Raw genomic sequence first — 22,137 nt, 5'->3', positions numbered from 1 at the left:
AGCCTTAAAATATTCAATTCTCATTATTCTCAATTACTAGTCAGGCGCTGTCGTTAACATTAATATCTCTGCAACATAAATCGTTTTAAGATTTTTATGAATCTAACCACCTGATGATTTTTTTTTTATATCCAAGTTGGTTTTTTTGTAACTATCTGTTTATTAAGCCTAAGTCATAATTAAAGGAATATTTACTATGCTCAATAATGTTAAAAAGTGTATTACCTCTTCAATTTTAGCGGCAAGTATTGCCACTTTTGCAAGTACAGCATTTGCTGCAGATCTAGAAAAAATACATTTTGTTATTCCTGGTGGCGCAGGTGGAGGTTGGGACGGAACGGCTCGTGGTATAGGCAGTGTATTAATGAAAGAAGACTTAGTTAATCAAGTCTCATATCAAAATCTTTCTGGTGGTGGTGGTGGCAAGGCTATTGCGCATTTAATCGAAACGGCTGATCGTCAACAAGATACCTTAATGGTTAATTCAACCCCGATAGTCATTCGTTCTCTTAGTGGAATTTTTCCGCAATCCTTTCGTGATTTAACCCCTGTTGCTTCTATGATTGCCGATTATGGCGCTATCGTGGTTGCCGCTGATTCTCCGTACAAAGACTGGAAACAAGTGGTTGCCGCTTTTAAAGTCAATCCTAAAAAAGTGAAAATTGCAGGCGGATCTGCACGCGGTAGCATGGACCATTTAGTGGTAGCAGCTGCTTTTAAAGGGGAAGGTTTTGATGCGCGTAAAGTACGTTACATTGCCTATGATGCGGGTGGTAAGGCAATGGCCGCACTACTTTCTGGTGAAACACCGCTTTTATCAACAGGTCTTGGTGAAGTCTTAGAAATGTCTAAAAGTGGACAGGTTCGTATTATTGCTATTACTGCGCCTGAGCGTTTAGCGGCTGCTCCCAATGTACCTACGTTAACAGAAATGGGTAACAATACTGTCTTTGCTAACTGGCGTGGTTTCTTTGCTGCACCCGGTGCAAGTAAAGAGAAAGTGGCTGCCTGGAATAAGGCATTTAAAGCAATGTATAAGACTGATCAATGGGTTACCGTTCGTGACCGTAATGGTTGGATTGATAACTATAAAGCTGATGTAGCGTTCTACAATTTTTTAGAAGATCAAGAGAAGCAAGTGGGCGACCTAATGCGTGAGCTAGGCTTTTTAAAATAATCATTTGACCGTTATCTGACTAATACCGAAGCATGGATATTAGTCAGATAAGCCACTGTAATATTCATTTTTGATAAACCACGTTTAAATAAGAATATATCACAGTGGGCCCCTCTAACTTTAGACTCTCTGGAGTATCTCATGCAGTTAAAATCTGAATCTCTATTATGTCGTGATCGTGTCGGTGGATTAATCTTTTTGATTTTTTGCTTAACTTACGGTTATCAGACGACCTTAATTCCTCTTTTTCCTGGTGATGAATACGAAGCTTTTACTGCTCGTACATTGCCTTGGATGTTAACCAGTGCGGGGATTTTTTTATCTTTATTGTTAATTGCAATGGCACAGCCAGATGAAAAAAGTGGCGCGGTGATTGGCTTTGATTGGCGATTGTTAATTACTTTTGTTGTATTGATGATTGCTTATGGTTTTGGTTTGACATGGCTTGGTTTTGTATTGGCAACCAGCCTGTTTTTATTGGCTGGTTTCTGGGCGTTAGGCGAACGAAGAAAATCTATCTTATTTGGGGCGTCATTCCCATTTGTTACGGCTTTTTGGTTGTTATTAACCAAAGTGCTCGATATTTATCTTGAGCCGGGTTACCTGTTCTTAAGTCTATAGGAAATAATTTATGTTAGATGGAATTTTAATTGGCTTATCAACAGCCGTATTACCCGTCAATTTGATGTGGGTTGTCGTTGGCTGTTTTGTGGGTACCTTTATTGGTATGTTACCTGGCCTTGGACCTATTTCAGCGATTGCTCTAATGATACCGATTACCTATGGCTTAGAGCCATCTTCAGGCATGATTCTAATGGCTGGTGTCTATTATGGCGCGGTATTTGGAGGCTCTACCTCTTCAATATTAATTAATGCGCCTGGTTGTTCTTCCACGGTTGTAACTGCGTTTGATGGTTACCCCATGGCGCAAAAAGGCCAAGCAGGGAAAGCATTAGCACTGGCTGCTTATTCCTCTTTTACCGGTGGCACACTCTCTGCCATTATGTTGTTAATTGCAGCGCCTGCACTCGCCAAGGTATCGTTAAGCTTTCAATCTTCAGATTACTTTGCATTGATGTTAGTGGGTTTATCGGCAGTTGCAGCTTTTGCCGGTAAAGGACAGGTCGTTAAAGCATGGATGATGACAATATTAGGGTTAATGCTAGCAACGGTTGGTATCGATAAAGGTATCGGTGTTGAACGTTTCACTTTTGGTTTAACGGATTTAATGGATGGTTTTAGCTTCTTACTATTGGCTATGGCAACCTTTGCGTTGGGTGAAACATTAATGGGTATTTTGAAACCAGAAAAAGAAACAGATTCTGACATGTCGGTGACTGATCTGGGCAGCATGAAAATTACTAAGGAAGAATTTAAAGAGTTAGCACCGGTATCAATTCGTTCATCTATTTTAGGTTTTTTTGTTGGCGTATTACCCGGTGCAGGTGCAACGATAGCCGCCTTTTTAAGTTATGGCATGGAGCGAAATATTGCCCCTAAAGATAAACGTGCAGAATTTGGTAAAGGTAGTATGCGTGGTGTTGTTGCACCAGAGTCGGCAAATAATGCAGCATCAAGTGGTTCTTTTGTTCCGTTATTAACATTAGGTATTCCTGGATCAGGTACCACTGCGATCATGTTAGGTGCGTTAATCTCCTATGGGGTGCAACCGGGTCCAAGATTATTTGTGGATAACCCTGAAATTTTTTGGTCTGTGATTATCTCAATGTATATTGGTAATATCGTGTTGATGGTGTTGAACTTACCCCTCATTCCTTATATTTCTAAGTTACTTGCGGTGCCACGTACGGTATTACTGCCTATGGTTATCTTCTTTTCAATCACCGGTGTTTATTTAGTTTCATTTAATACGATTGATGTGTTTATTATGATTGCTATCGCGATTGCGGCGATATTCTTAAGGCTCGCTAATTTCCCGTTAGCACCCTTATTATTAGGTTTTATTTTAGGCGGGTTAATGGAAGAAAACTTACGTAGATCGTTGATGATAAGTGACGGTGATTTAAGCTTTTTATGGGAACGTCCGATTACTTTTTCATTCTCAGTGATCGCAGTATTAGTTATTGTTACGCCACTTATATTGACTGTGTTGAACAAGTATCGCAATCGCCCATTGGCTGCACCGGAAAGTAATTAATCCAACGATGTTTTTAGAGCTGTGTTTATATCGCGCTCTTAAAAAATAGCCTTGGGTCAGAAAAATAATATGGTGATCATAAAAAACAGCGCATCAGCGCTGTTTTTTTATGTGCTCAATTAATTGCTCAGCCTATCAAGATTAATACCTATTATGCCTTTGCTTTTATATAGGTTCTTTCAGGTCTGCCTACGGTGCCATAATTCAAATCAGCCTGTAATTCACCGGAAGTGATCAGGTGCTCAAGGTATCTTCTTGCGGTTGTACGACTCGCGCCGATCAGTTCACCCGCTTTATCTGCGGTGAGCTTTGATTGATCAACAAACAGTGACCGTACTTTGTCTAGCGTTACTTTATCAATGCCTTTAGGCAGTCTTGCTCCTGCTGACGTATTATTGCTTGCGTTAAATATCATCGAGTCAACTAGGCTCTGGTCTAAATCATCAATACTGCCTAATTTATTTTTTTGTTTTAGGTATTTATTAAGTGCTTCTTCTAAGCGTGAGAACACAACAGGTTTAAGTAAATAGTCGACAACACCACCACGCATCGCCTGTTGTAATGTCTCCACTTCTCTATCTGCAGTAATTAAAATCACATCGCAAGCCTGCTCTTTTTGCCTCAGATACCTTAATATATCTAACCCATTTCCATCGGGTAAATAGAGATCAAGTAATAATAAATCGGGTGCTAATACATCTAATAATGTCTCCGCTTCATTTTTACTCGCAGCGATACCAATTGCTTCAAAACCATCTATTTTCATTAAATTACGACGATGAATTTCGGCAATGCCTAAGTCATCTTCAATGATTAACACTTTAATAATTTGCTTATTTATCATCTGTTAAACCTTTATTAAATATTTTAGGTAAATAGGCGGTTATTCTGGCCCCTTGATCATCATTACTTTCCATGATCAATTGGCCTTTATATTGATTAATAATTTGATTTACCAAAAATAAACCTACACCACGATTTTTGCCTGTTTTACTTGAAACACCTTTTTTAATCAGTGCTATTTGCTTTAATTTTTCAGGTAAACCACAGCCATTATCGTCCACTTCAATGATAATTTCTGGCCCATAATCGCTGATGCTAATAGACACTTTTTTAGCCTTTTTATTTAATGATTCGACAGAAAAACAAGCATCAAATGCATTGTCGATAAAGTTACCTAAAATAGTGACTAGGTCCTCCGCACGCATATGGTCTGGCAATTTCTGTAAGCGCGAACCCTCATCCATCTCCAATACTAAGCCTAGTTCTCTGGCTCTTTCACTCTTGCCTAATAACACACCCGCAATAATGGGTTCTGCAATCGCTTCACGTAAAAATTGAATAAGATGTTGATAGTGCTCTGTTTCTTGACCAATTAAGCGTAGTACTTCCGCGGTTTTACCCAGTTGAATTAAGCCACTAATGGTATTTAATTTATTTCGATGTTCATGCGTCTGTGATCGTAAAAGATCGGCATATTCTCGAATTTGCGATAGTTGCTTGGTCAGTTCGGTAATTTCATCCCTAAGACGGAAACTAGACACTGCACCCACCACTTCACCCTCTACAATAATTAGTTTTCTATTGGCAATAATGGCCTGGCCATTAAGAATGGTATCAACATCATTTTCTTCAATGTTGGTTAATAAAATATCAGTTAAATCGCTTTCTGGCAGCATGCTTTGTAGGTTTTTATTTAAAACTTTTTCTGTTTTTAGATTTAAAATCTGGCAAGCACTTTGATTAATTGCAGTGATATTACTATTTTTATCAATACTAATAATGCCTTCTTTTATGGTGCTTAACGTTACCTGCAACTCCATATAAAGTCGGCCAAATTCTTCTGGTTCGAAGCCTAAAATGGCATGTTGAAAGCGACGCGCCGTAAAACTAGAAATAACAGCGTTTGCCACCACCACTAAGAGCGCCATGGCAATTAAAAAGAACAAGAAATGGTGCACTTTTTCATCAATGGTGGTGACCAGGTAACCGACAGAGACAACGCCGATAATATTGCCGGAAGCATTATAAATAGGTGTTTTTCCGCGTACGGAGTTACCTAGCGAACCTTTTGCATAGGAGACATAAGAGATGCCTTGAGTTAATGCTCTAATATTGTCCCCCCCCTGCATTTTTTTACCAATACGGTTACTAATTGGATGAGAATAACGAATGCCATTTTTATCACCGACAACAATAAATGCGGCCTTAATGGCACTGCGTAATGCCTCAATTTTATTTTCTATTAATGCCGGTTCTTTGCTTTCTAATGCATTAATAACCATAGGTGTTGCTGCCAACAGTTTAGCGACACCTAAGGCGGTTTCACCACTGTCACGTGCTTCCCAATGTTGCAAATAGGCAAAACCGGCAACAGATAAAATCAATAATTGTATTAACCCAGAAAAAGACATCACCACTAATAAGCGACGTCTGAAACTGAGATTACTCCATTTTAAAAAATGTTTTTTTTCCATTGGTCGCTTATTTCTAATGGTTAATATGGATATTTCAGGTTAGCACTAAAGGCTTGTCATTACGTAGCCCAGGTAGCGATAATGAAGTGAAAAAAAACGAATGGGCTTAAGTCTTTAATATTGAGTCTAGTTAATTGAGAATGCGATTAGCGTTAAGTTTTGCTGTGACGATCAAGTTTACGTTTTACTTATTAGTGGGTGTTTGAGTGCCTGCTTGCGCATTTAGTGCGACATCGTTAACCGGTGTACGTTACTGTGTTAAGCACTTGTTTGAAATATCAATTTAACGATGCCATTTCCCTGCATTTTTTGTAGTAAAGCCCCATAATATGCCCTGAAAGGCTAAATTATAAAACCTCAGCTGATATAGTGGTGATACACATCATTGTTGAATCGGTTATTTGAAAAAGGAAATAAATGCATGAGTAGCAATCAGACTATAAAAAGAAGCCGTAGACTTCGTAAAAAATTATACATTGATGAGTTTTCTGTTTATGGGTTTGAAATCACCATTACTTTTGCTGATTTTGATGAGAACAGTTTCGATGCATTTTTAGATGAGATGGTTGATTTTATCGAGTCGAGAAATTTGGTCGTCGAAGGCGGTGGGGGAGTTGATGAGTTTGAAGCTTTCATTAGTTCAAATGAGCGCTATGGTTCAGCTTCAGAAGATGATCGTAATGTTATCTCCACTTGGTTAGAAAGCAAACCTGTCATTCAAAGTGTCGAAGTCAGTGATTTAGTAGATGCCAACTACGACTTCTAACTATTCTTATCTTCCAAGATAAAAATACTAGGTATCAATAAATGAAAACTCCTCTTCGTAGAGGCAGAAAACCTGGCTAACAATCCTCATTAAACCTGCCCTTGCAGGTTTTTTTATTTAGACCCTCCGATGTTTTCAGTAAGCCTCCAACGTGATTAAAACGCTCACTTACTTTTTATCTTAATGACCCATTTCACGTATCTCCATAGGATAAAATCCTCGGGAATAAGCACTGCTTATTATCTAAATAAGTAATCGTTATTAGATCCGCGTGCTGCGAATATTCATAATACTGTCTAACAAATAGTTCTGCAGGGATTGGCAGGCATCGTTAGATTTTAAATGGAAGTTAGGGTCTTATTATGAATATAGTCAGCATGATGACTGGACGATTTGGCGGGTGTTGATGGTGTTAAAACTGAAACGCACCTGATTGAGCTATCAGCAACCCGCTTTTTTATGACTACTCTGTTAAATTTGGTTTAACGAGTGAATTTGTTCGCAATGGTTTTACCTGGTTGACGGTGGATGATGCTAATAAATATTCGGCTTATTTTGCCACTGCTAAGTACTTTAAACATGCTTATGTGATCGGTAAGTTTGAGTATCATTATGCGCAAGATAAGTCTGATATGGTTGACTTTAACCAAGGGCAAGCCAGTGAATGGGAGCTAACGACGGGAACTATGCGTTCTATTTTTCATCTTTACCCGTATGCAAAAATATCTGCTTTTAGCCCCAATGGTACTTATTATGGTATTAACAATACTGATTATAGTTGGACAGTGGGAGCGCGTATTTCATTTTAGATAAGCTTCTTGAGCCATTTAAGCCTTCTTAATATTGATTAGTTTATTTCAATTGTTTATTTCATTGAGATATTCGATTTGGATCGAATTTTATAGGCATTAACTTGCTAGGATTGTTATTTAAATAATTTAGAGTCGATTATGCCTATTAGCCGAACCAAAACATCATTTTACCGCAGACTTCTTCTCGCTCATTTTATTGATAATGGTATTAATACTGTGCCCAAGATAATGGATGAAATTGATATTCCACGTAGAACGGCTCAAGACTCGATTGCTAGCCTTAAAGATTTAGATATTGTCTGTTCTTTTAAGGGCGCCTTGAAAGATGGGGAATATATTATTGAGTCATGGGGCGGAATATCAAAAGGTTGGGTCGCTGATAATATTGACAGTATGAAAAGTCAGTTAGGTTATTAATTTCACTTTCTTTCTAGCGATAATGCCTCCCTGCGAAAATCATTACTAAGCCTTGTTTTTACAGGGCTTTTTTGTGCCTGTCGCTTTTATCTGAATAGATTTTTTGTCTATTATTTTCCGAGAAAAGCGTTACTTATTTAAGTAACGCGACAGGGTTATTAAATATAAATTGCTTTGCTCGCTTGATCATTTCAATAGTTGTTGTACTATTGAATTATAACTTAAAGAGGTATCTATGGATAATTTAGTAGCAACAGGGATTTTTGAATCTTTATCTTCAGGCGTCCGTCTTGATTGTTGGCGTTTATTGGTGAAAGCAGGTAATCAAGGAAAAGTGGCTGGAGAGTTGGCACAACTGTTAGAGGTGGCACCTAATACGTTATCTTTTCACCTTAAAGCCATGTTACACAGCAATTTAGTATCGGTAACCAAAGAGGGGCGCTATTTACGTTATCGCGCAAATCTCCCGATGATGTTGGACTTAATTAGCTACATGAGTGAGTCCTGTTGCAGTGATGAAAGCGATAACTGTCACGCCAACAACATTAACAATATCTGCCCTGATGCAGATGAACATTAATTTTAGGCTTTAACTTTAGGCATTAATTTTAGGAGTACATATGGGTATTTTCGAGCGTTTTTTAAGTGTGTGGGTTGCGTTAGGCATGACAGCTGGGCTGGTATTAGGATTATTATTTCCTGACCTGTTTACTAGTTTAGCGAATATGCAGTATGCACAAATCAATTTAGTGATTGCGGTTTTAATCTGGTTAATGATTTATCCGATGATGATGCAGGTAGATTTTACTGCGGTAAAAAATGTACATGAGCGACCTAAAGGCCTGATTATTACAGTGGTTGTTAACTGGCTAATCAAACCTTTTACAATGGCTTTATTAGCCATGTTCTTTATGCGTTATCTTTTTGCGCCTTGGGTTTCTCCTGAATTAGGCGAGCAATATATCGCAGGTATGATTTTATTAGGTGTTGCACCTTGTACGGCGATGGTTTTTGTTTGGAGTCAGTTATGTAAAGGCGATGCAAATTATACCCTTGTGCAAGTTTCTATTAATGATTTGATCATGGTGGTTGCTTTTGCACCATTAGCGGCCTTTTTGTTAGGTGTCACCGATGTATTTGTACCCTGGGATACGCTGTTATTATCCGTTGTGTTATTTGTTGTGGTGCCCTTAATTGGTGGTGTCGTTACACGCAAATTTATTAATAATGAAAAAAAATTAGACAGCCTAGGGCAGACGTTAAAACCTTTATCCATTGTCGGTTTAGTGGGTACTGTGGTGCTATTGTTTGGCTTTCAGGCAAAAACGATTATAAGTAATCCTTTGGATATTCTTTTAATTGCAGTGCCGTTATTGATTCAAACGTATCTTATTTTTGCTATTAGTTATTACTGGATGAAAAAGTGGAAACAGCCACATTGTATCGCTGCACCGGGTGCCATGATTGGTGCGTCTAACTTTTTTGAATTGGCAGTCGCTGTGGCGATTAGTTTGTTTGGTATTCATTCTGGTGCTGCATTAGCGACCGTGGTGGGTGTATTGGTTGAAGTGCCTGTGATGTTGAGCTTAGTGGCTTATGCGAACCGTACTAAAGCGCAATTCTCCTAAATAGGCTTGGTTTTTAACGCTACTATTTGTAACGTTACTGGATGGGCAGCGGTTTATATTTTCAAATATAAACCGCTTTTTTATTTTGTTAATAGCATATCTACATGTGGGATATCATCTTCTAAATAATCCTGCGAATGGCGTTTAAAACCAAAACCCTTATAGAAATTGAGCAGATAAACCTGCGCGCCAATTTGAATGTCTTGTTGTGGCCAGTGCTGCTCACACTGCGCGAGTGCGGTGCTTAATAATTGTTTACCTAAGCCGTGTTGTCGCTGTTTTTGCGCGGTGGCAATACGTCCCAGACTGACTTGTGCATAACTAATGCCAGGTGCCAGTAAACGTGCACAGGCAACCAGTTGGTCATCTTGGTAACCTAGTAAGTGGTAAACACCCGCTTGATGATCTTTATCATCTAACTCTGGATACGGGCAGTTTTGCTCAACGACAAAAACATCCACGCGTAATTTTAATAATTGATAAAGCTGCGTTGTAGATAATTCGCTGAATTTAAGACATAACCAGTGCATGAAATAACCTTATTTTTAATCGAGTGTGTACTGTAAAAACAGCAAATAAATTATTGTGTAAATAACTGCGATGTTTTGGCTGCCATAATAAAGTCGTTTTTATGCAGGCCTTCAATATTATGACTCCACCAAATCACGGTTACCTTTCCATACTCGACAATCAATAACGGGTGATGATTAACACTATCTGCTAGCTGAGCAACGGCATTGGTAAAAGCCATGCTGTTTTTATAATTTTTAGTGACAAAACATTGTGTTAATTTATGAATGCCAATTTCCATAATCACCTGCCATCCATTAAGGCCTGGTAATAAAACGGCCATTTCCTCTGCCGTCAGTACGGGTGCATTTTTATCGCATGGCTGGCAATTAAGTTGGGCTAAATTTTGCATTTTTATTTTCCTTAAATTGTTATTCGTTTAATGATTGTGGCTGTAAATGAAAGTAAGCAGGTTTAGTGGTAATGCGTTTATCTTCAACGGCATGTCCGACGGTAAAATGATATAACACCTGCCAATTATCGTTCGTTAAACCAAGCAGTTGGTGCATTTTGTCATCAAAGAAACAACCGATGCCGGTGCCTCTGAGTGAGAACGCTTCCGCTTGTAAATATAATACTTGTCCAATTAACCCTGTTTCCCAAAATAACACCGGGTAATGGCTTGGGGTTTCAGTTAATAGAGGTGAAAATTTTGCCAACATCGCAAGCGAATATGCGCCATCACTGGCGATGTCTTGATCGCAACTAATTGCTTTGGCTTGTGCCTTAAAATCACCTGCTTGTAATAGATACAAAGGTTGATTGTTAATGACCTGTTGCCAGCTAAATTGTGCTGACATTTGTTCTTTTAGATCCGCTAAATGTGAGTCGTTACGGCACCAAAGATATAAACCTGATGCTAATCCATTTACATTATGCACAAAGATAGCCAAATGTACTTTGGGAGAATAAGGCAAGACGTTAAAAGGCACTGCATTAGTCGCTAATGTTTTTTGTAACTGCTGTAAAAACACCGCTAATTCTAGTTGGCTGTTATTGATATCAAAGCTTTGCGCACTGCGTCGTTGGCGAATGAGCTCTTGCGCGCTACTGGTGCAATTAGTGATCTGTTCATCAAGTTGAATAGGCTGTTTTATTTCAGCGCTAGGCAGTGCCAATGGATGTAATGCATCAAATAGATCGTCGATAATTGGCCAGTCAGCATGTGTGCTACTCAGTTGATTAGGCTGGTGTGAATAGTCCAGACTCGTTAACGATTTTAAACTGTGGCTAACGGCTGCTATGTCGCTTTCTTCACAACTTATCCAGCAAACACATTCAGCCCATTCTTTTTCAGCTTGGTGTTCCTGCAATTGTGCAAAACCTAATATTTGTTGTGCTGTTTGCGGATCTAATTCAGTGATTAATTGCATCTTCCAGCCATTAATATTACAGGCTGTATGAAGCGCTGCTAACGCATGGCCGAGATCATGTTGGCAATAACGGTAAGCTCGCTCCCCATATTTCCACGCTTCTCGCCACGGAATACTGGTTAATACAAGAGCAAAACCTTGATGTGCGCTGAGCTGTTGGGCTACATTTTTTGGAATCTCAGCGAGTTTCTCTAGGCTATTAATATACGGATTGTAGTGCATCGAGTTGGCCGTTTGCTGCGCCATTTCAGGTAATAATAAATAACACTCGGTGGGGTGTAAGTTACCACTCGAGGGATTAATACGCAGTGCCCATTCTGACCCCCCATATTGTTTCCACGCCGACAAACCTAAGCTGAGTTGTAACATACTCGCTATGGAAGTCAGAGATATAGGCTGTGTTGGTGTATCAAGTTGTTGAGACAATGCGCAATAGGACGCGGGAATTTCATCGTCTAATAATGGTAAAGGTGTTTTTTCTGCACCTTGATAAAGACGATAAGGTAATGGCTGATTCGCCCAATCCATATAACCTAACGCACGCGCATAGCGAGTTGGCTGATGCTTTGTTTGTTGGTGATAATCTGTAACGGTTACTAGTGGGCTGTGAGTCATTATTTATCTCAAGGTGAGTAAAGTGATGATCACTATAGTGGTCTTTGTTATGAACTTAAAGCGCGTTTGTAAAGTTCATTGCAATAGGTGGGTATATATAAGTGAACGGTGTGGGGTACTTAGACAAAGGGGTAAAGTAAATTATCAATGCATTTATCGATGACAACTTTACCCAGATATTATTTAACTTACTGCGCTTCAAAAGAAATCTGTTTATTAGGGTTTTTCAAACTTATTGCCACCGCATTAAGCTTTTCATTAATAAGTGCAAGTAGTTCGCCTTGTTGTTTCTCAGTATCGGCACTCTGTTTATTGTCAAACATACAGGTAATGACCAGCGAGTCTGGGAAGCTATTGTAATTAACTGTGTGGCTTATCCATTGGTAACCAGCAACTTCCTGCAGAGCAAAATCGCAAACGTCGGTTAATACTTCGCGTAGTTTATTGTCTATTTTCTTATCAGTTTTTCGCATTGGAATTTAGATCTCTAAAGTGTAATTAACAGCCCGATTCTACAAGGGTAAATGTAAATAAACAGCATTATATAAAAGTAAAATTATCATGTTAATGGCATTTTTATTTAGCTTCTTATTAAAAGAGCCTCTTACTGTTTTTACATCGAGGGTCATGAGGTGATTGCCTTGAAAGGTTAAGCGTAACGGGCAACAGATATAATTTACTTGGTAGGGCATTAATTAGAAGTAACTGTGATTCATTCAGATAGAAAAGTATTATTATAGATAATTCACAATCTCAAAGTAAGGATCAACTCAATGCAGCTCGATTTCTCTGATTTTACGGCGACGCAACGCTACCATTTAATGACACAAACAATTATCCCTCGACCTATTGCGTGGGCGTTAACTGACTCAGATAACGGTAGTTATAATTTAGCACCGTTTTCTTACTTTACAGCGGTATCAAGTGAACCTGCACTATTGATGTTATCGGTCGGTAAAAAAGACAATGGAGACGATAAAGATACCTTAACGAATATCATCAATAACAAAAAAATGGTCATTCATATCGCTTCTGTCGAACAGGCTGAGCTAGTGACAAAAACGGCAGCGACATTGGCGCATGGTGAATCAGAGCTTACGGGTAGCGGTTTATCAACGACTCCTTTTGAGCACTTCTCGTTACCACGATTAGCTGAATGTGATATCGCTTTTGGTTGTGAGTTATATGAAATAAAAGAGTTAGGAGATGCTGCGCAAACGTTGATTTTTGTTGAAGTAAAACAGCTTTATATGAACGAAAACATTACGGCTAAAGATGCCAAAGGCCGTCTGAGTATTGATGCGAGTAAAGTGGCGCCATTAGCGCGTTTAGGTGGCGGAGAATATGCCTCAATTAGCGATCCTTTTTCACTGCAAAGACCCAAGTAATAAGTCGTTAATCGCTATGGGGGGTATTGCTAGCTTCCACTAATAATTGCACATGGCAATCGCATTCTCCACAACGCGGTAGGGTATCGTTATATTGCATGATCTCAACATATTCAACGATACCTTCGATGATGGCCGCTTCAATATCATCGATGTACAGATCGTTACAGGTACAAACGAGTGTGGGGTCTTGCTGCTTGCGCTGTTCATCCATAACAATACCCCGATTAATTACATTTAGATTTATCTAATAAGTATGTGTTTTCTTATTGTTAAAGTATATATTTATAGTGTCAGTATAAGATTATAGAGTGTAATAAGAGAGGCCCAAATGAGTAAAAAAATTCAATTAGATATTATTTCAGATGTCGTATGCCCATGGTGTGTTATTGGCTATAAAAACCTTCAGCTCGCGATTGATGAGTTAAACATTGCGCATAAAGTTGACCTTAAATGGCAGCCGTTTGAGCTCAATCCTAGCATGCCAGCGGAAGGGCAGAATTTGCGTGAGCATATTACTGAAAAATATGGATCTACATTAGAAGATAGTATTCAAGCGCGTAACAGTCTTAGCGACCGTGGCCTGCAGGTTGGATTTGTCTTTAATTTTTTTGAAGAGATGAAAATTGTAAATACACGAGACGCCCATATATTACTGGAATATGCTTTTCAGCTTGGAAAACAAACAGCGTTCAAATTACGTTTATTTAGTGCCACTTTTACGGAACAAAAAGATGTTTCTAAGCGTGATACTTTATTACAAGAAGCTTCTAAAGTTGGTTTAGATGTTATTGAAGCGACTGCGCGTTTAGACAGTGAAACTTATCGTAAAGAAGTGGTAGAACAGGAAATGTTTTGGCAAGAATTAGGTGTTTCTGCGGTTCCAACGGTTGTGTTTAATCGCAATAGCGCGATGTCTGGTGCGCAATCTGTTGAAACATACAAACAAGCATTAACTGAATTACTCGCTGAATAATTTTATTCATTTTTAAATATGAGGTAAATATGTCTAACGAAAATAATGAGATACCTGCTGATTTTGTAAATTATAAAACCACGTTTTTGATGGATAAAGAGAACATCCCTAAGTTGTTTTTATTTGAACATAATACCAAAGCGGGGGTTTATGGAAAAATCTGTGTTGCTGTGGGTGAGGTGAAGTTTTTGGGTTTTAAAACACGCCGTGGCGAAATAGAGCAAGAGGTAACTATTAAAGCCGGTGATTTTGCTATTTCACCACCGGAGTATTGGCATAAAGTGGAACTAATGACCGATGATACCGCATTTAACGTAGAATTTTATGCGCAACAAGACTCTGAAATTGTGAAGCAGAATTTATCAGAAAGAAACTAGCAGAGTCCCACTAGTTTCAATTTAATAGAGCTACTTTTTTAGTTGGCCAGTAGCTCTTCTAAGCAATGTTCTTTAATGCCGTAAAACTCTTTAATTGATTTTATTTGCGCAATAATCGCGCTGTTATCGCGTGACTGTTTGCGTTTTTGCGCGAGTATCATTTTGTTTTTACTTGTATGTTCTAATGAAATAAATTCAAATACCTGCGTATCGTAACCATGTGCTTCTAATAATAAAGCACGTAACCCGTCTGTCACCATTTCTGCTTCTTGACCCATATGAATACCATGCTGTAATAGTGGTGCTAACGTTGTTGGGCTCTTCATTTGAGGGCGTATTTGTTTGTGGCAACATGGCGAACACATGATAATTTCTGCGCCAGTACGAATACCCATATGAATCGCATAATCAGTGGCAATATCACAGGCATGTAAAGCGATCATAATGTTGATGCCCTGTGCTTTAAAATGTTGCACATCACCCTGTTCAAATTTAATGCCTTCCAGCGCCAGTTTCTGTGCCGTGCTATTACATAAATCAACAAGATTTTGACGTAGTTCTACGCCTGTTACTTCAGTTTTTACTTGTAGCTTATCGACAAAATAATCATGTACCGCAAAGGTTAAATACGCTTTACCTGAGCCAAAATCAGCAATATGTACTTTGTCATGTTTCGCTAAACCGGTGTTATCAATAGCGCGAGATAATACTTCAATGAAGCGATTAATCTGTTTCCACTTACGCGACATAGCAGGAATGATACTGCCTTTATTGTCGGTGACACCTAACTCTCGTAAATAAGGGCGGTCTTGTTCTACAAAACGATTTTTAGCACGATCATGAGAGGTCGTTTCTGTTGTTTGCAGTGTTTTATTTTTGTTTGGGTATTTCTTCATTAATACCTTCGCTTTTTTACTCACACTTAATTGCGCTTCCCACTGATCTGTTAATAGGTGAGCGTTAAAAAAATGATTGCCGACTTGTGCTTTAAAGAATTCGAGCGATTCGCTGAGTGATAGGTTTTTAGTAATATGATTGGTTTTATATTCATATAAAAAAGAAAGTAATTGCTGGCCTTTTAATAGCAGAGGACGGACAGTAATGCGCTTTAATTCTGTTTCCTCTCCCTTGTATTTTGACAATACCAGTCGCTGCAATTGCTGATCATTAAACGCGCTGTCAAAGGTTTGTAAGAACTGGTCAAATTCGACGTTATCGATGATTGGCATAACTTTCTCTTTTTTATATTTAAAGTGTTTATTGGGTTGGGCATTCTACAGGTTAATGTTTTGCAAATCCTTAATCTTATTTTTCTATAAATGAGTGATAAGTCATTAACTTGCTTAGTCGGTGATCCTGAGGATGAGTCTACTGACTCCCCAGAGAATTTACCCAGTGCATTACTTTCATCAAAAAGTGAAGCGTATTGTTCTAATAATAGGGATGTCGGTCTTGCGGGACAAATTGGTCTACTTTATGTGACACCTGTTGGTCTCAGTATTTCAAGTACGGTTGATACAGAAAAAACAGCAACACTGAGCTTGGGTTATCAGTTTTAACTTAAGCCTCAGCAGATACGTTAAACCTCCCTATACTTAAGGCTTAATAAGGAGGCGTTATGTCAGAAGAGGAGACCTTAGTAAAAGCCAATAAATCTTTCCGTTTTGCGGGACTGATTGTCAGTGCCATCAAAAAAATAAGTCGCTCAGCCGTTTCCGTTGAAGGTCAGGAAAAACTGCGCGCTAATCCCACTCTATTTGTTGTTAACCACTTCACCCGTTTTGAAACCGGGCTTCTCTTGCACATCCTCTATAAACATAATGGCCAAATGGCGCACTCTTTAGCTGACAGTGGCTTATTTAAGGGGAAATTTGGTCAGTATTTGGAGTCTGTCGGAGCCCACCCGCTGAATATGCCGGGACGCGATGAAAAGATGATTTCTGAATTAATGAAAGGCTCACATAATTGGGTGATTTTTCCAGAAGGCTCAATGGTGAAAAGCAAAAAGGTAATGCATGATGGCCAGTTGCAATTACAGCTCGATAATAAGGTTATCGCGCCACACACTGGAGCATCGATATTAGCGTTAAAAGTTTTTTTGATGAAGGAGCAGTATAAACGTGCGATTGCTGATAATAATGAAGAGCTTATTAATTATTATCAAGATACCTATGATTTGCGAGGCCCTGGCGATCTAGCTCCCTTAGACCTTTGCATTGTGCCGGTTAACATTACCTATTATCCGCTTCGACCAGGAAAAAACCTTTTATCAACAGGCGTGCAACTTTGGGTTAAAGACCTGGAACCGCAATTGGAGGAAGAGTTATTAGTCGAGGGTAAAATATTACTACAAGAAAGTGATATTTCTATCTCTTTTGGTCACCCGATTGATGTACGTAGTTTCAGTAAACCTTATCGACGTATTATTGCTTATCTGTTTCCTTTTGTTTCTGCAGCTAGGAAAATGGATTGGATGATGAAGTTAATGCGTCATCGTTTAACGCACAAGTTTATGCATCGTGTTTATTCGCGCCTTTCTATCAATATGGATCATATCGTTGCGACTACTTTGCGTTATGTACCAGCACAGGGAATATCTGAGGAAAATTTTAAGCAGGTTATCTATCTGGCTTGTTTGTTGATTAAGAAACAGAACCATAGACGTGTGCATCGTAGTATTCGTGATGGCATCATTAACCTGGTTGCAAATGGTGATTATGCAGCTTATACCAGCATTATGAATTTAGCTATTGAAGAGCAAGTTGTCACGATAAAAGAGGGCCACTTGCTTGTTGACCATGAACATATCCAAGCACCAAAACCTTTCCATCGAATGCGCATCGATAATACAACCAGTGTATTAGCCAATGAGTTTGAGGTAATGAAGTGGGCGGTTAAAATCATTAAAAAGCTGGCTAAAAAAATGCCTAAGAAGCTTTCGTTACAAGTAGCTGAAGCGGTGATTGAACGTGATACCTCTATTTATGAGCATGAACGCATGCGTTCTTATATAAAAGGAGAGAGTAAAAGTAGAGATGTTGGTAAACCGCAATTCATGCAGGGAGACCTTCAAAAGGCAGGTATTGTCTTGGTACATGGTTTTCTGGCGTCACCGGGTGAGTTATTACAATTAGCAGAACATCTTAATAAACAGGGTTATGGGGTTTATATTGTACGCTTAGCGGGTCATGGCACACATGCTTCTGAGTTAAAAAACGTGAGTTTACAATCTTGGTCGGAATCGGTGCAACGCGGTTACGCGGTACTTTCTCATTATCACCCTGAAGTGATATTAGCGGGATTTTCAGCAGGGGCCTTATTAGCCTTATTACAGGGAAGTACTGGGCTAGAAAAGTTGGCTGGCATTGTCGCGATTAACCCTGCGTTAACATTACAACAAAAAACCTCGAAGTTATCCCCCATGTTAGAAAAATGGAATCGGCTGTTAAAAGGTTTTTCGGTGGAAACGGGTAGTTTGCCTTACGTAGAAAATGACGCGCAGTATCCTGATACTAACTACGATAAAATTTATGTGGCGGGGTTAGCACGTTTACTTGAGTTACAAGAGGCGTGTCGTGAAAAATTAGCACTCGTGAGTGTGCCGTTATTAGTGATTCAGGCGAAAGATGATCCGGTGGTTGAGGCCAACTCCGCAGTCGAGATAATAGAAAAAGTTGGCTCTGAAGATAAATCTATTGAATACTTAGCGTTACAACACCATGTTATTGTAAGAGATGAAGGTAGTGTTGATACTTTTTACTTAATAGACAGATTTTTAGCAAAACTAACGAGAGCCAATAATGATTAAACAGACAAACCTTGAGCAACTACAAAAGAGCCTTAGCGAAAATGAAACCTGTGTTGTGAACCTAACGGCAGATTGGTGCTCTGATTGTACTGATCAGTCTCTTAATTTAGAGACGTTCAGTGAAAAGCTATCTGATAAAAATATTAATGTTTATACATTATCGATGCAAAAAGAGAAAAAAGTCTACCTTTCACCTGAGCACCAAAGCTTCACTGAGTCAGTAGGCGGGCATGGTTTCCCACGCACCGTACTTATTATTAACGGCAAAGTCATTGATGCAGAAAATGTTGAGATAATATCTGCTACACAGCTCGATGAACTTGCTCAGAAGTTTTTACAACAGCTCTAGTTCGCTTGGTATGAGCCAAGCATATACCAATAGTCATAGGGCCATTCGGAAAGTGGCTCTGCCTGTGGTGCTGATGAGAATATGATGGCCATACCAAGTATTAATGATGCCACTACAATTGAGATTAATTGAATTGTGTTTTTCATAGATATTCCCCTTAATAATTAGCTTATATAGTTATATTAGGGGCCGTGCATGACAGTAGTGTGATCGAACTATTGAGTATTTATGACAGGGGAATTGGAATAGTTTTACTGGAATTGAAAACGCACTTGTTTGAAGTTGACTATTTTTCCTTGGGCTGTTTTTACCCCTTCTTTATTAAGTAATTCAATTTTCTTATCAACACCTAATGCGTAGTTACCAATATCACCATTGGCTTTTACAACACGGTGGCAGGGTACAATAATTGGGTTAGGGTTACTTGCCATTGCATTACCCACAGCTTGGTAAGCTTTAGTATCAAGCGCATGGGCAATATCCCCGTAGGTAACAATATTACCTTCGGGGATAAGTTTCAGTAATGCATAACATTGCTGATTAAAGGGACTAACCAATGCTTTTTACTTCCGCAGCAGTCAGGTAACGCCATTCGCCTGGTGCTAAGCTTGCATCTAGTTCGATATCACCAATTTGTTCACGGTGAAGTTCAATCACTAAATTTCCTACCGCCGCAAACATACGTTTAACTTGGTGGTATTTACCTTCGCTGATCGTCAATACAACTTCAGTGTCAGAAATAATTTCTACTTCAGCAGGTAAACAAGGTTGTGGTTCTGCGTTAAGTTGAACCCCTTCTTTTAACTGGGCAATCGCTTCGTCAGTAATGACTGCATCAAGACCTACACGGTAACGTTTTTTACATTTGTTACGTGGGCTAGTTACTTTATGTGACCATTGGCCATCATCGGTAATAAGTGCTAATCCTGTTGTATCTGCATCTAATCGACCAGCAATGAATAGCTGCTCTTTTTTGTCTGCTTCGATAAGGTTAAATAGGCTTGGTAATTGTTCATCTACATTTGAGCAGATAAAGTCCTGAGGTTTGTTGAGCATGATGTAACGTAACCCACGCACAGAAATGATATCACCATCAAAACGGATTTCTTCGCCTTCTGATGTTTTATAAGCACTACTACGCACGATTTTATCGTCGCTTTTAACGCGCCCTTGGCTAATCACTTTTTTAGCTTGGCTACGAGTTAGGGTAGTGGATTCACATATATATTTATCTAGGCGCATTTTACTCTTCTATTTTATAGGGTGCTGTTAATAGCGTGATGTTATTTCGTAATTCGAGTTGAGCTTGTTTTTTACCTGTATATTTGTTGTTTTCACAAATATCTGCCCAGCTTCTATTTTGTAATGTTTTTTGTATTGTAAGTGTTTGCTGTTTTTTATCTAGTAAAGACAGGTCACTATTGATAATAACTGCAATTAAATGAAATTCCACAAAATCGTAAGGTAAATTTCCCTGACAGTAACTCACGAGTAATGGGTGTTGATAACTGCCTTTAGGTAACTCGTTTAACAGTGTGGCAATTAATTGAGAGTCTAACTGCTGCAGTTGACGTGCAATTTGCACCGCTAGCTGTAAATGGAACTGTTGCACCACTGCTTGATGTAATTGTTTGCCTCTTATAGATAAAGGGCGATTAACAATAAACGAGTGTGTACCACTGCTTTTATCTTTACTACTGCCAATACGTAAGGAGGAAAAGTGGTTCATCTGCCAAAACCTTAATAATTCAGCGGTTGCACCAAATGATGCACATAAATGGTCAAATTGTTGTGTTGTTGCCCAATCAGTCATTTTGAGCATAAACAGCTTACCTAATCCTTGTTGCTGTAACGCTGGATGAGTTGCAATTCTTTGTATACGTGCGTATTTGTGTTTTGCTGCATCTTGTTGAGCACAATGAAAGGTGAGCGACTGCGCAACTAAATGCCCTTTAAGGCGACGACTTCCTTGATAGACCTGTTGTGCTAAACCTTCATCAAGATCACCTTCATGGTTAACCAAAGCAACTGCTAATACTTGTTTATTTTGAGTTAACAATAAAATAGAAAGCAGTTTGTCATTGAGTAACTTTTCTAAGTCAGAAGGTTTAGTCTGATAGTGCGCTGTTACTAACAGTGAAAAAATCTCTGTTAATAAACCTGGGTCAGCCAAAAGCTGTGTTGCTGTGACAACGCTAAAGTGTACTTTTTGTGTTTTGTCATAAACAGGAGAGGGTGTTTGGCTTTCCGTTAAACAAAGGTGTTGCAAGGTAAATTGTTCAAGTGGGTCATCTTTTCCCCAACGGATAGGTTGATCAATATGTAATGAACGCATCTGTGGCGCTATCTGTTTGAGGCGCTTTTGAAAGCGTAAAGCGAATCCACGACCGGAACCTTCATAGCCATGTAAGGTTGTAGCAAAGACTAATCGAGAATAATGCTCACTGAGTGCTTCTAATGTTGCCACGGGTATCGCGGCTGCTTCATCAATCATTAACAAATCACAGGCTGGCTTATTTTTTAAAAGCAGGTCTGGAGCAATGAAGCTTATTTTAGTTGAATCACCTGCATGTTTGAAAAGTGTATTAGTCGCATCTTTGCTTGGCGCACATATTAATATTTGTTGGTAGCCTAATTCGATTAACTGTTTGGCCGCAATACCTAACGCTGAAGATTTTCCGCGTCCTCTATTTGCCGTTAATACTAGCGGGCGACGACGATGTCCGGTAACGGTTTTAATAATGGCCTTGATAGCGTTATTTTGTTGTTCAAGATGCAACTGGGGTTGTTGATTGATTGCTTTGTTATTGAGCTCAGGCAGTTTGTCACCCTGCATAATGGTTATGAAAGGAAAGCATTCTAATTGCTTACTTATATAGGTATAAAAATTATCGTTGTTATCAATATCAGTAGGACACAATAAAACTAATGTGCCACCCCCGCGTAATGTGCCTTCACTGGCTGCGAATAAGTTGGCATCAAAGGCATTATGAGCATTAATAACGAGTAAGGAGATCTCTTGCCCTAATATCTGCTTATATAAGTGCGAAGTGATCGTCGCTGGCGCGTCTCCCAACCAAAAGTAGGGTAGGGCGCTAGCACTAATCATTTCCATGCATTGCTCATAGCACCATGCGAGAGGGCCCATTAAGCGTATAAGCTGGCGGTGCGTGTTGTGCTGAGAGTTGTTTTGATTAAGTGACACGATGATCCTATTGGTCTATTTGATGGTGAGAGTTTATCAGA

The 22,137-nt window shown here is 39.1% G+C and carries 26 protein-coding genes; 14 read left to right on the top strand and 12 right to left on the bottom strand.

Features of this window, described 5'->3' with window-relative positions; translation table 11 throughout:
* The first annotated feature begins 196 nt into the window (after nt 1–196).
* The 3 genes from CXF74_RS01025 (at nt 197) to CXF74_RS01015 (ending at nt 3,335) form a co-directional block, all read left to right on the top strand.
* Complete coding sequence (locus CXF74_RS01025) at nt 197–1,177, top strand: tripartite tricarboxylate transporter substrate binding protein (RefSeq protein WP_101080541.1); 981 nt, start codon at nt 197–199, stop codon at nt 1,175–1,177.
* Nucleotides 1,178–1,318: 141 nt separating this feature from the next.
* Nucleotides 1,319–1,798: a tripartite tricarboxylate transporter TctB family protein gene (locus tag CXF74_RS01020; RefSeq protein ID WP_101080540.1), complete on the top strand. Its 480-nt coding sequence runs from the start codon at nt 1,319–1,321 to the stop codon at nt 1,796–1,798.
* Nucleotides 1,799–1,808: 10 nt separating this feature from the next.
* Nucleotides 1,809–3,335 (top strand): tripartite tricarboxylate transporter permease, encoded by a 1,527-nt coding sequence (locus CXF74_RS01015; RefSeq protein WP_101080539.1) that lies wholly within the window; start codon nt 1,809–1,811, stop codon nt 3,333–3,335.
* A gap of 151 nt (nt 3,336–3,486) precedes the next feature.
* Here the strand turns inward: CXF74_RS01015 and CXF74_RS01010 are convergent, their stop codons facing one another.
* Nucleotides 3,487–4,179, bottom strand: a complete 693-nt coding sequence (locus CXF74_RS01010) for a response regulator (RefSeq protein ID WP_101080538.1) — start codon at nt 4,177–4,179, stop codon at nt 3,487–3,489.
* Nucleotides 4,169–5,812 (bottom strand): ATP-binding protein, encoded by a 1,644-nt coding sequence (locus CXF74_RS01005; RefSeq protein ID WP_232772401.1) that lies wholly within the window; start codon nt 5,810–5,812, stop codon nt 4,169–4,171. The genes CXF74_RS01010 and CXF74_RS01005 overlap by 11 nt, the downstream gene beginning before the upstream one ends.
* A gap of 421 nt (nt 5,813–6,233) precedes the next feature.
* Here CXF74_RS01005 and CXF74_RS01000 point away from each other — a divergent pair, with 421 nt between their 5' ends.
* From CXF74_RS01000 to arsB, 5 genes are all read left to right on the top strand, one after another.
* Complete coding sequence (locus CXF74_RS01000) at nt 6,234–6,578, top strand: YggL family protein (RefSeq protein WP_101080537.1); 345 nt, start codon at nt 6,234–6,236, stop codon at nt 6,576–6,578.
* 524 nt (nt 6,579–7,102) lie between these two features.
* A complete protein-coding gene (locus CXF74_RS22350; RefSeq protein ID WP_232772400.1) occupies nt 7,103–7,387 on the top strand; it encodes a hypothetical protein in 285 nt (94 codons plus the stop codon).
* Between the two features lie 141 nt (nt 7,388–7,528).
* Nucleotides 7,529–7,807, top strand: coding sequence for a helix-turn-helix domain-containing protein (locus tag CXF74_RS00990; protein WP_101080536.1), 279 nt, complete (start codon nt 7,529–7,531; stop codon nt 7,805–7,807).
* A 235-nt stretch (nt 7,808–8,042) separates the two neighbouring features.
* Nucleotides 8,043–8,387, top strand: coding sequence for an ArsR/SmtB family transcription factor (locus CXF74_RS00985; protein WP_101080535.1), 345 nt, complete (start codon nt 8,043–8,045; stop codon nt 8,385–8,387).
* A 40-nt stretch (nt 8,388–8,427) separates the two neighbouring features.
* Entirely contained in the window at nt 8,428–9,435 is a 1,008-nt protein-coding gene (gene arsB, locus CXF74_RS00980; RefSeq protein ID WP_101080534.1) for an ACR3 family arsenite efflux transporter, read from the top strand.
* 80 nt (nt 9,436–9,515) lie between these two features.
* On the opposite strand, the gene CXF74_RS00975 is transcribed toward arsB, so the two are convergent.
* The 4 genes from CXF74_RS00975 to CXF74_RS00960 form a co-directional block, all read right to left on the bottom strand.
* Entirely contained in the window at nt 9,516–9,965 is a 450-nt protein-coding gene (locus CXF74_RS00975; RefSeq protein ID WP_101080533.1) for a GNAT family N-acetyltransferase, read from the bottom strand.
* A 50-nt stretch (nt 9,966–10,015) separates the two neighbouring features.
* The gene (locus CXF74_RS00970) at nt 10,016–10,357 is read right to left on the bottom strand and encodes a 4a-hydroxytetrahydrobiopterin dehydratase (protein ID WP_101080532.1); all 342 of its coding nucleotides are present in this window, start codon (nt 10,355–10,357) and stop codon (nt 10,016–10,018) included.
* A 19-nt stretch (nt 10,358–10,376) separates the two neighbouring features.
* Nucleotides 10,377–11,993 (bottom strand): SagB/ThcOx family dehydrogenase, encoded by a 1,617-nt coding sequence (locus tag CXF74_RS00965; RefSeq protein ID WP_101080531.1) that lies wholly within the window; start codon nt 11,991–11,993, stop codon nt 10,377–10,379.
* A 188-nt stretch (nt 11,994–12,181) separates the two neighbouring features.
* Nucleotides 12,182–12,466, bottom strand: a complete 285-nt coding sequence (locus CXF74_RS00960) for a Fis family transcriptional regulator (RefSeq protein ID WP_101080530.1) — start codon at nt 12,464–12,466, stop codon at nt 12,182–12,184.
* Nucleotides 12,467–12,766: 300 nt separating this feature from the next.
* On the opposite strand from CXF74_RS00960, the gene CXF74_RS00955 reads away from it, so the two are divergent.
* On the top strand, nt 12,767–13,381 hold the full coding sequence (locus CXF74_RS00955) for a flavin reductase family protein (RefSeq protein WP_101080529.1): 615 nt from the start codon (nt 12,767–12,769) through the stop codon (nt 13,379–13,381).
* Nucleotides 13,382–13,388: 7 nt separating this feature from the next.
* Here CXF74_RS00955 and CXF74_RS00950 read toward each other — a convergent pair whose 3' ends face one another.
* Entirely contained in the window at nt 13,389–13,595 is a 207-nt protein-coding gene (locus CXF74_RS00950; RefSeq protein ID WP_101080528.1) for a (2Fe-2S)-binding protein, read from the bottom strand.
* Nucleotides 13,596–13,712: 117 nt separating this feature from the next.
* Between CXF74_RS00950 and CXF74_RS00945 the strand changes: the two genes are divergently transcribed.
* The gene (locus CXF74_RS00945; protein WP_101080527.1) at nt 13,713–14,357 is read left to right on the top strand and encodes a DsbA family oxidoreductase; all 645 of its coding nucleotides are present in this window, start codon (nt 13,713–13,715) and stop codon (nt 14,355–14,357) included.
* Between the two features lie 29 nt (nt 14,358–14,386).
* Entirely contained in the window at nt 14,387–14,734 is a 348-nt protein-coding gene (locus tag CXF74_RS00940; RefSeq protein WP_101080526.1) for a DUF1971 domain-containing protein, read from the top strand.
* Between the two features lie 38 nt (nt 14,735–14,772).
* On the opposite strand, the gene CXF74_RS00935 is transcribed toward CXF74_RS00940, so the two are convergent.
* Nucleotides 14,773–15,963 carry a class I SAM-dependent methyltransferase gene (locus CXF74_RS00935; protein WP_101080525.1) on the bottom strand — a complete coding sequence of 397 codons (1,191 nt, stop codon included), beginning with the start codon at nt 15,961–15,963 and terminating at the stop codon, nt 14,773–14,775.
* Nucleotides 15,964–16,053: 90 nt separating this feature from the next.
* Here CXF74_RS00935 and CXF74_RS00930 point away from each other — a divergent pair, with 90 nt between their 5' ends.
* The 3 genes from CXF74_RS00930 to CXF74_RS00920 are packed head-to-tail and all read left to right on the top strand — an operon-like array spanning nt 16,054 to nt 18,891.
* Nucleotides 16,054–16,293: a hypothetical protein gene (locus tag CXF74_RS00930; RefSeq protein WP_101080524.1), complete on the top strand. Its 240-nt coding sequence runs from the start codon at nt 16,054–16,056 to the stop codon at nt 16,291–16,293.
* Between the two features lie 59 nt (nt 16,294–16,352).
* Nucleotides 16,353–18,542 carry an alpha/beta fold hydrolase gene (locus CXF74_RS00925; protein WP_101080523.1) on the top strand — a complete coding sequence of 730 codons (2,190 nt, stop codon included), beginning with the start codon at nt 16,353–16,355 and terminating at the stop codon, nt 18,540–18,542.
* The gene (locus CXF74_RS00920; protein ID WP_101080522.1) at nt 18,535–18,891 is read left to right on the top strand and encodes a peroxiredoxin family protein; all 357 of its coding nucleotides are present in this window, start codon (nt 18,535–18,537) and stop codon (nt 18,889–18,891) included. Before CXF74_RS00925 ends, CXF74_RS00920 begins: the two co-directional genes overlap by 8 nt.
* Here the strand turns inward: CXF74_RS00920 and CXF74_RS21875 are convergent.
* The 4 genes from CXF74_RS21875 to CXF74_RS00905 all read right to left on the bottom strand — a co-directional run bounded on the left by CXF74_RS21875 (nt 18,888) and on the right by CXF74_RS00905 (nt 22,006).
* Nucleotides 18,888–19,037 carry a hypothetical protein gene (locus CXF74_RS21875; RefSeq protein WP_157822303.1) on the bottom strand — a complete coding sequence of 50 codons (150 nt, stop codon included), beginning with the start codon at nt 19,035–19,037 and terminating at the stop codon, nt 18,888–18,890. The genes CXF74_RS00920 and CXF74_RS21875 overlap by 4 nt on opposite strands.
* Nucleotides 19,038–19,142: 105 nt before the next feature.
* Complete coding sequence (locus CXF74_RS00915; protein WP_101080521.1) at nt 19,143–19,448, bottom strand: MGMT family protein; 306 nt, start codon at nt 19,446–19,448, stop codon at nt 19,143–19,145.
* Nucleotides 19,441–20,133, bottom strand: coding sequence for a 16S rRNA pseudouridine(516) synthase RsuA (rsuA, locus tag CXF74_RS00910; protein ID WP_101080520.1), 693 nt, complete (start codon nt 20,131–20,133; stop codon nt 19,441–19,443). The genes CXF74_RS00915 and rsuA overlap by 8 nt, the downstream gene beginning before the upstream one ends.
* A gap of 1 nt (nt 20,134) precedes the next feature.
* Complete coding sequence (locus CXF74_RS00905) at nt 20,135–22,006, bottom strand: tRNA(Met) cytidine acetyltransferase TmcA (RefSeq protein ID WP_232772399.1); 1,872 nt, start codon at nt 22,004–22,006, stop codon at nt 20,135–20,137.
* Nucleotides 22,007–22,137: the final 131 nt, after the last annotated feature.

Source organism: Psychromonas sp. Urea-02u-13 (assembly GCF_002835995.1).
GTDB lineage: Bacteria > Pseudomonadota > Gammaproteobacteria > Enterobacterales > Psychromonadaceae > Psychromonas.
This window is presented reverse-complemented; position numbering and strand designations above follow the sequence as displayed.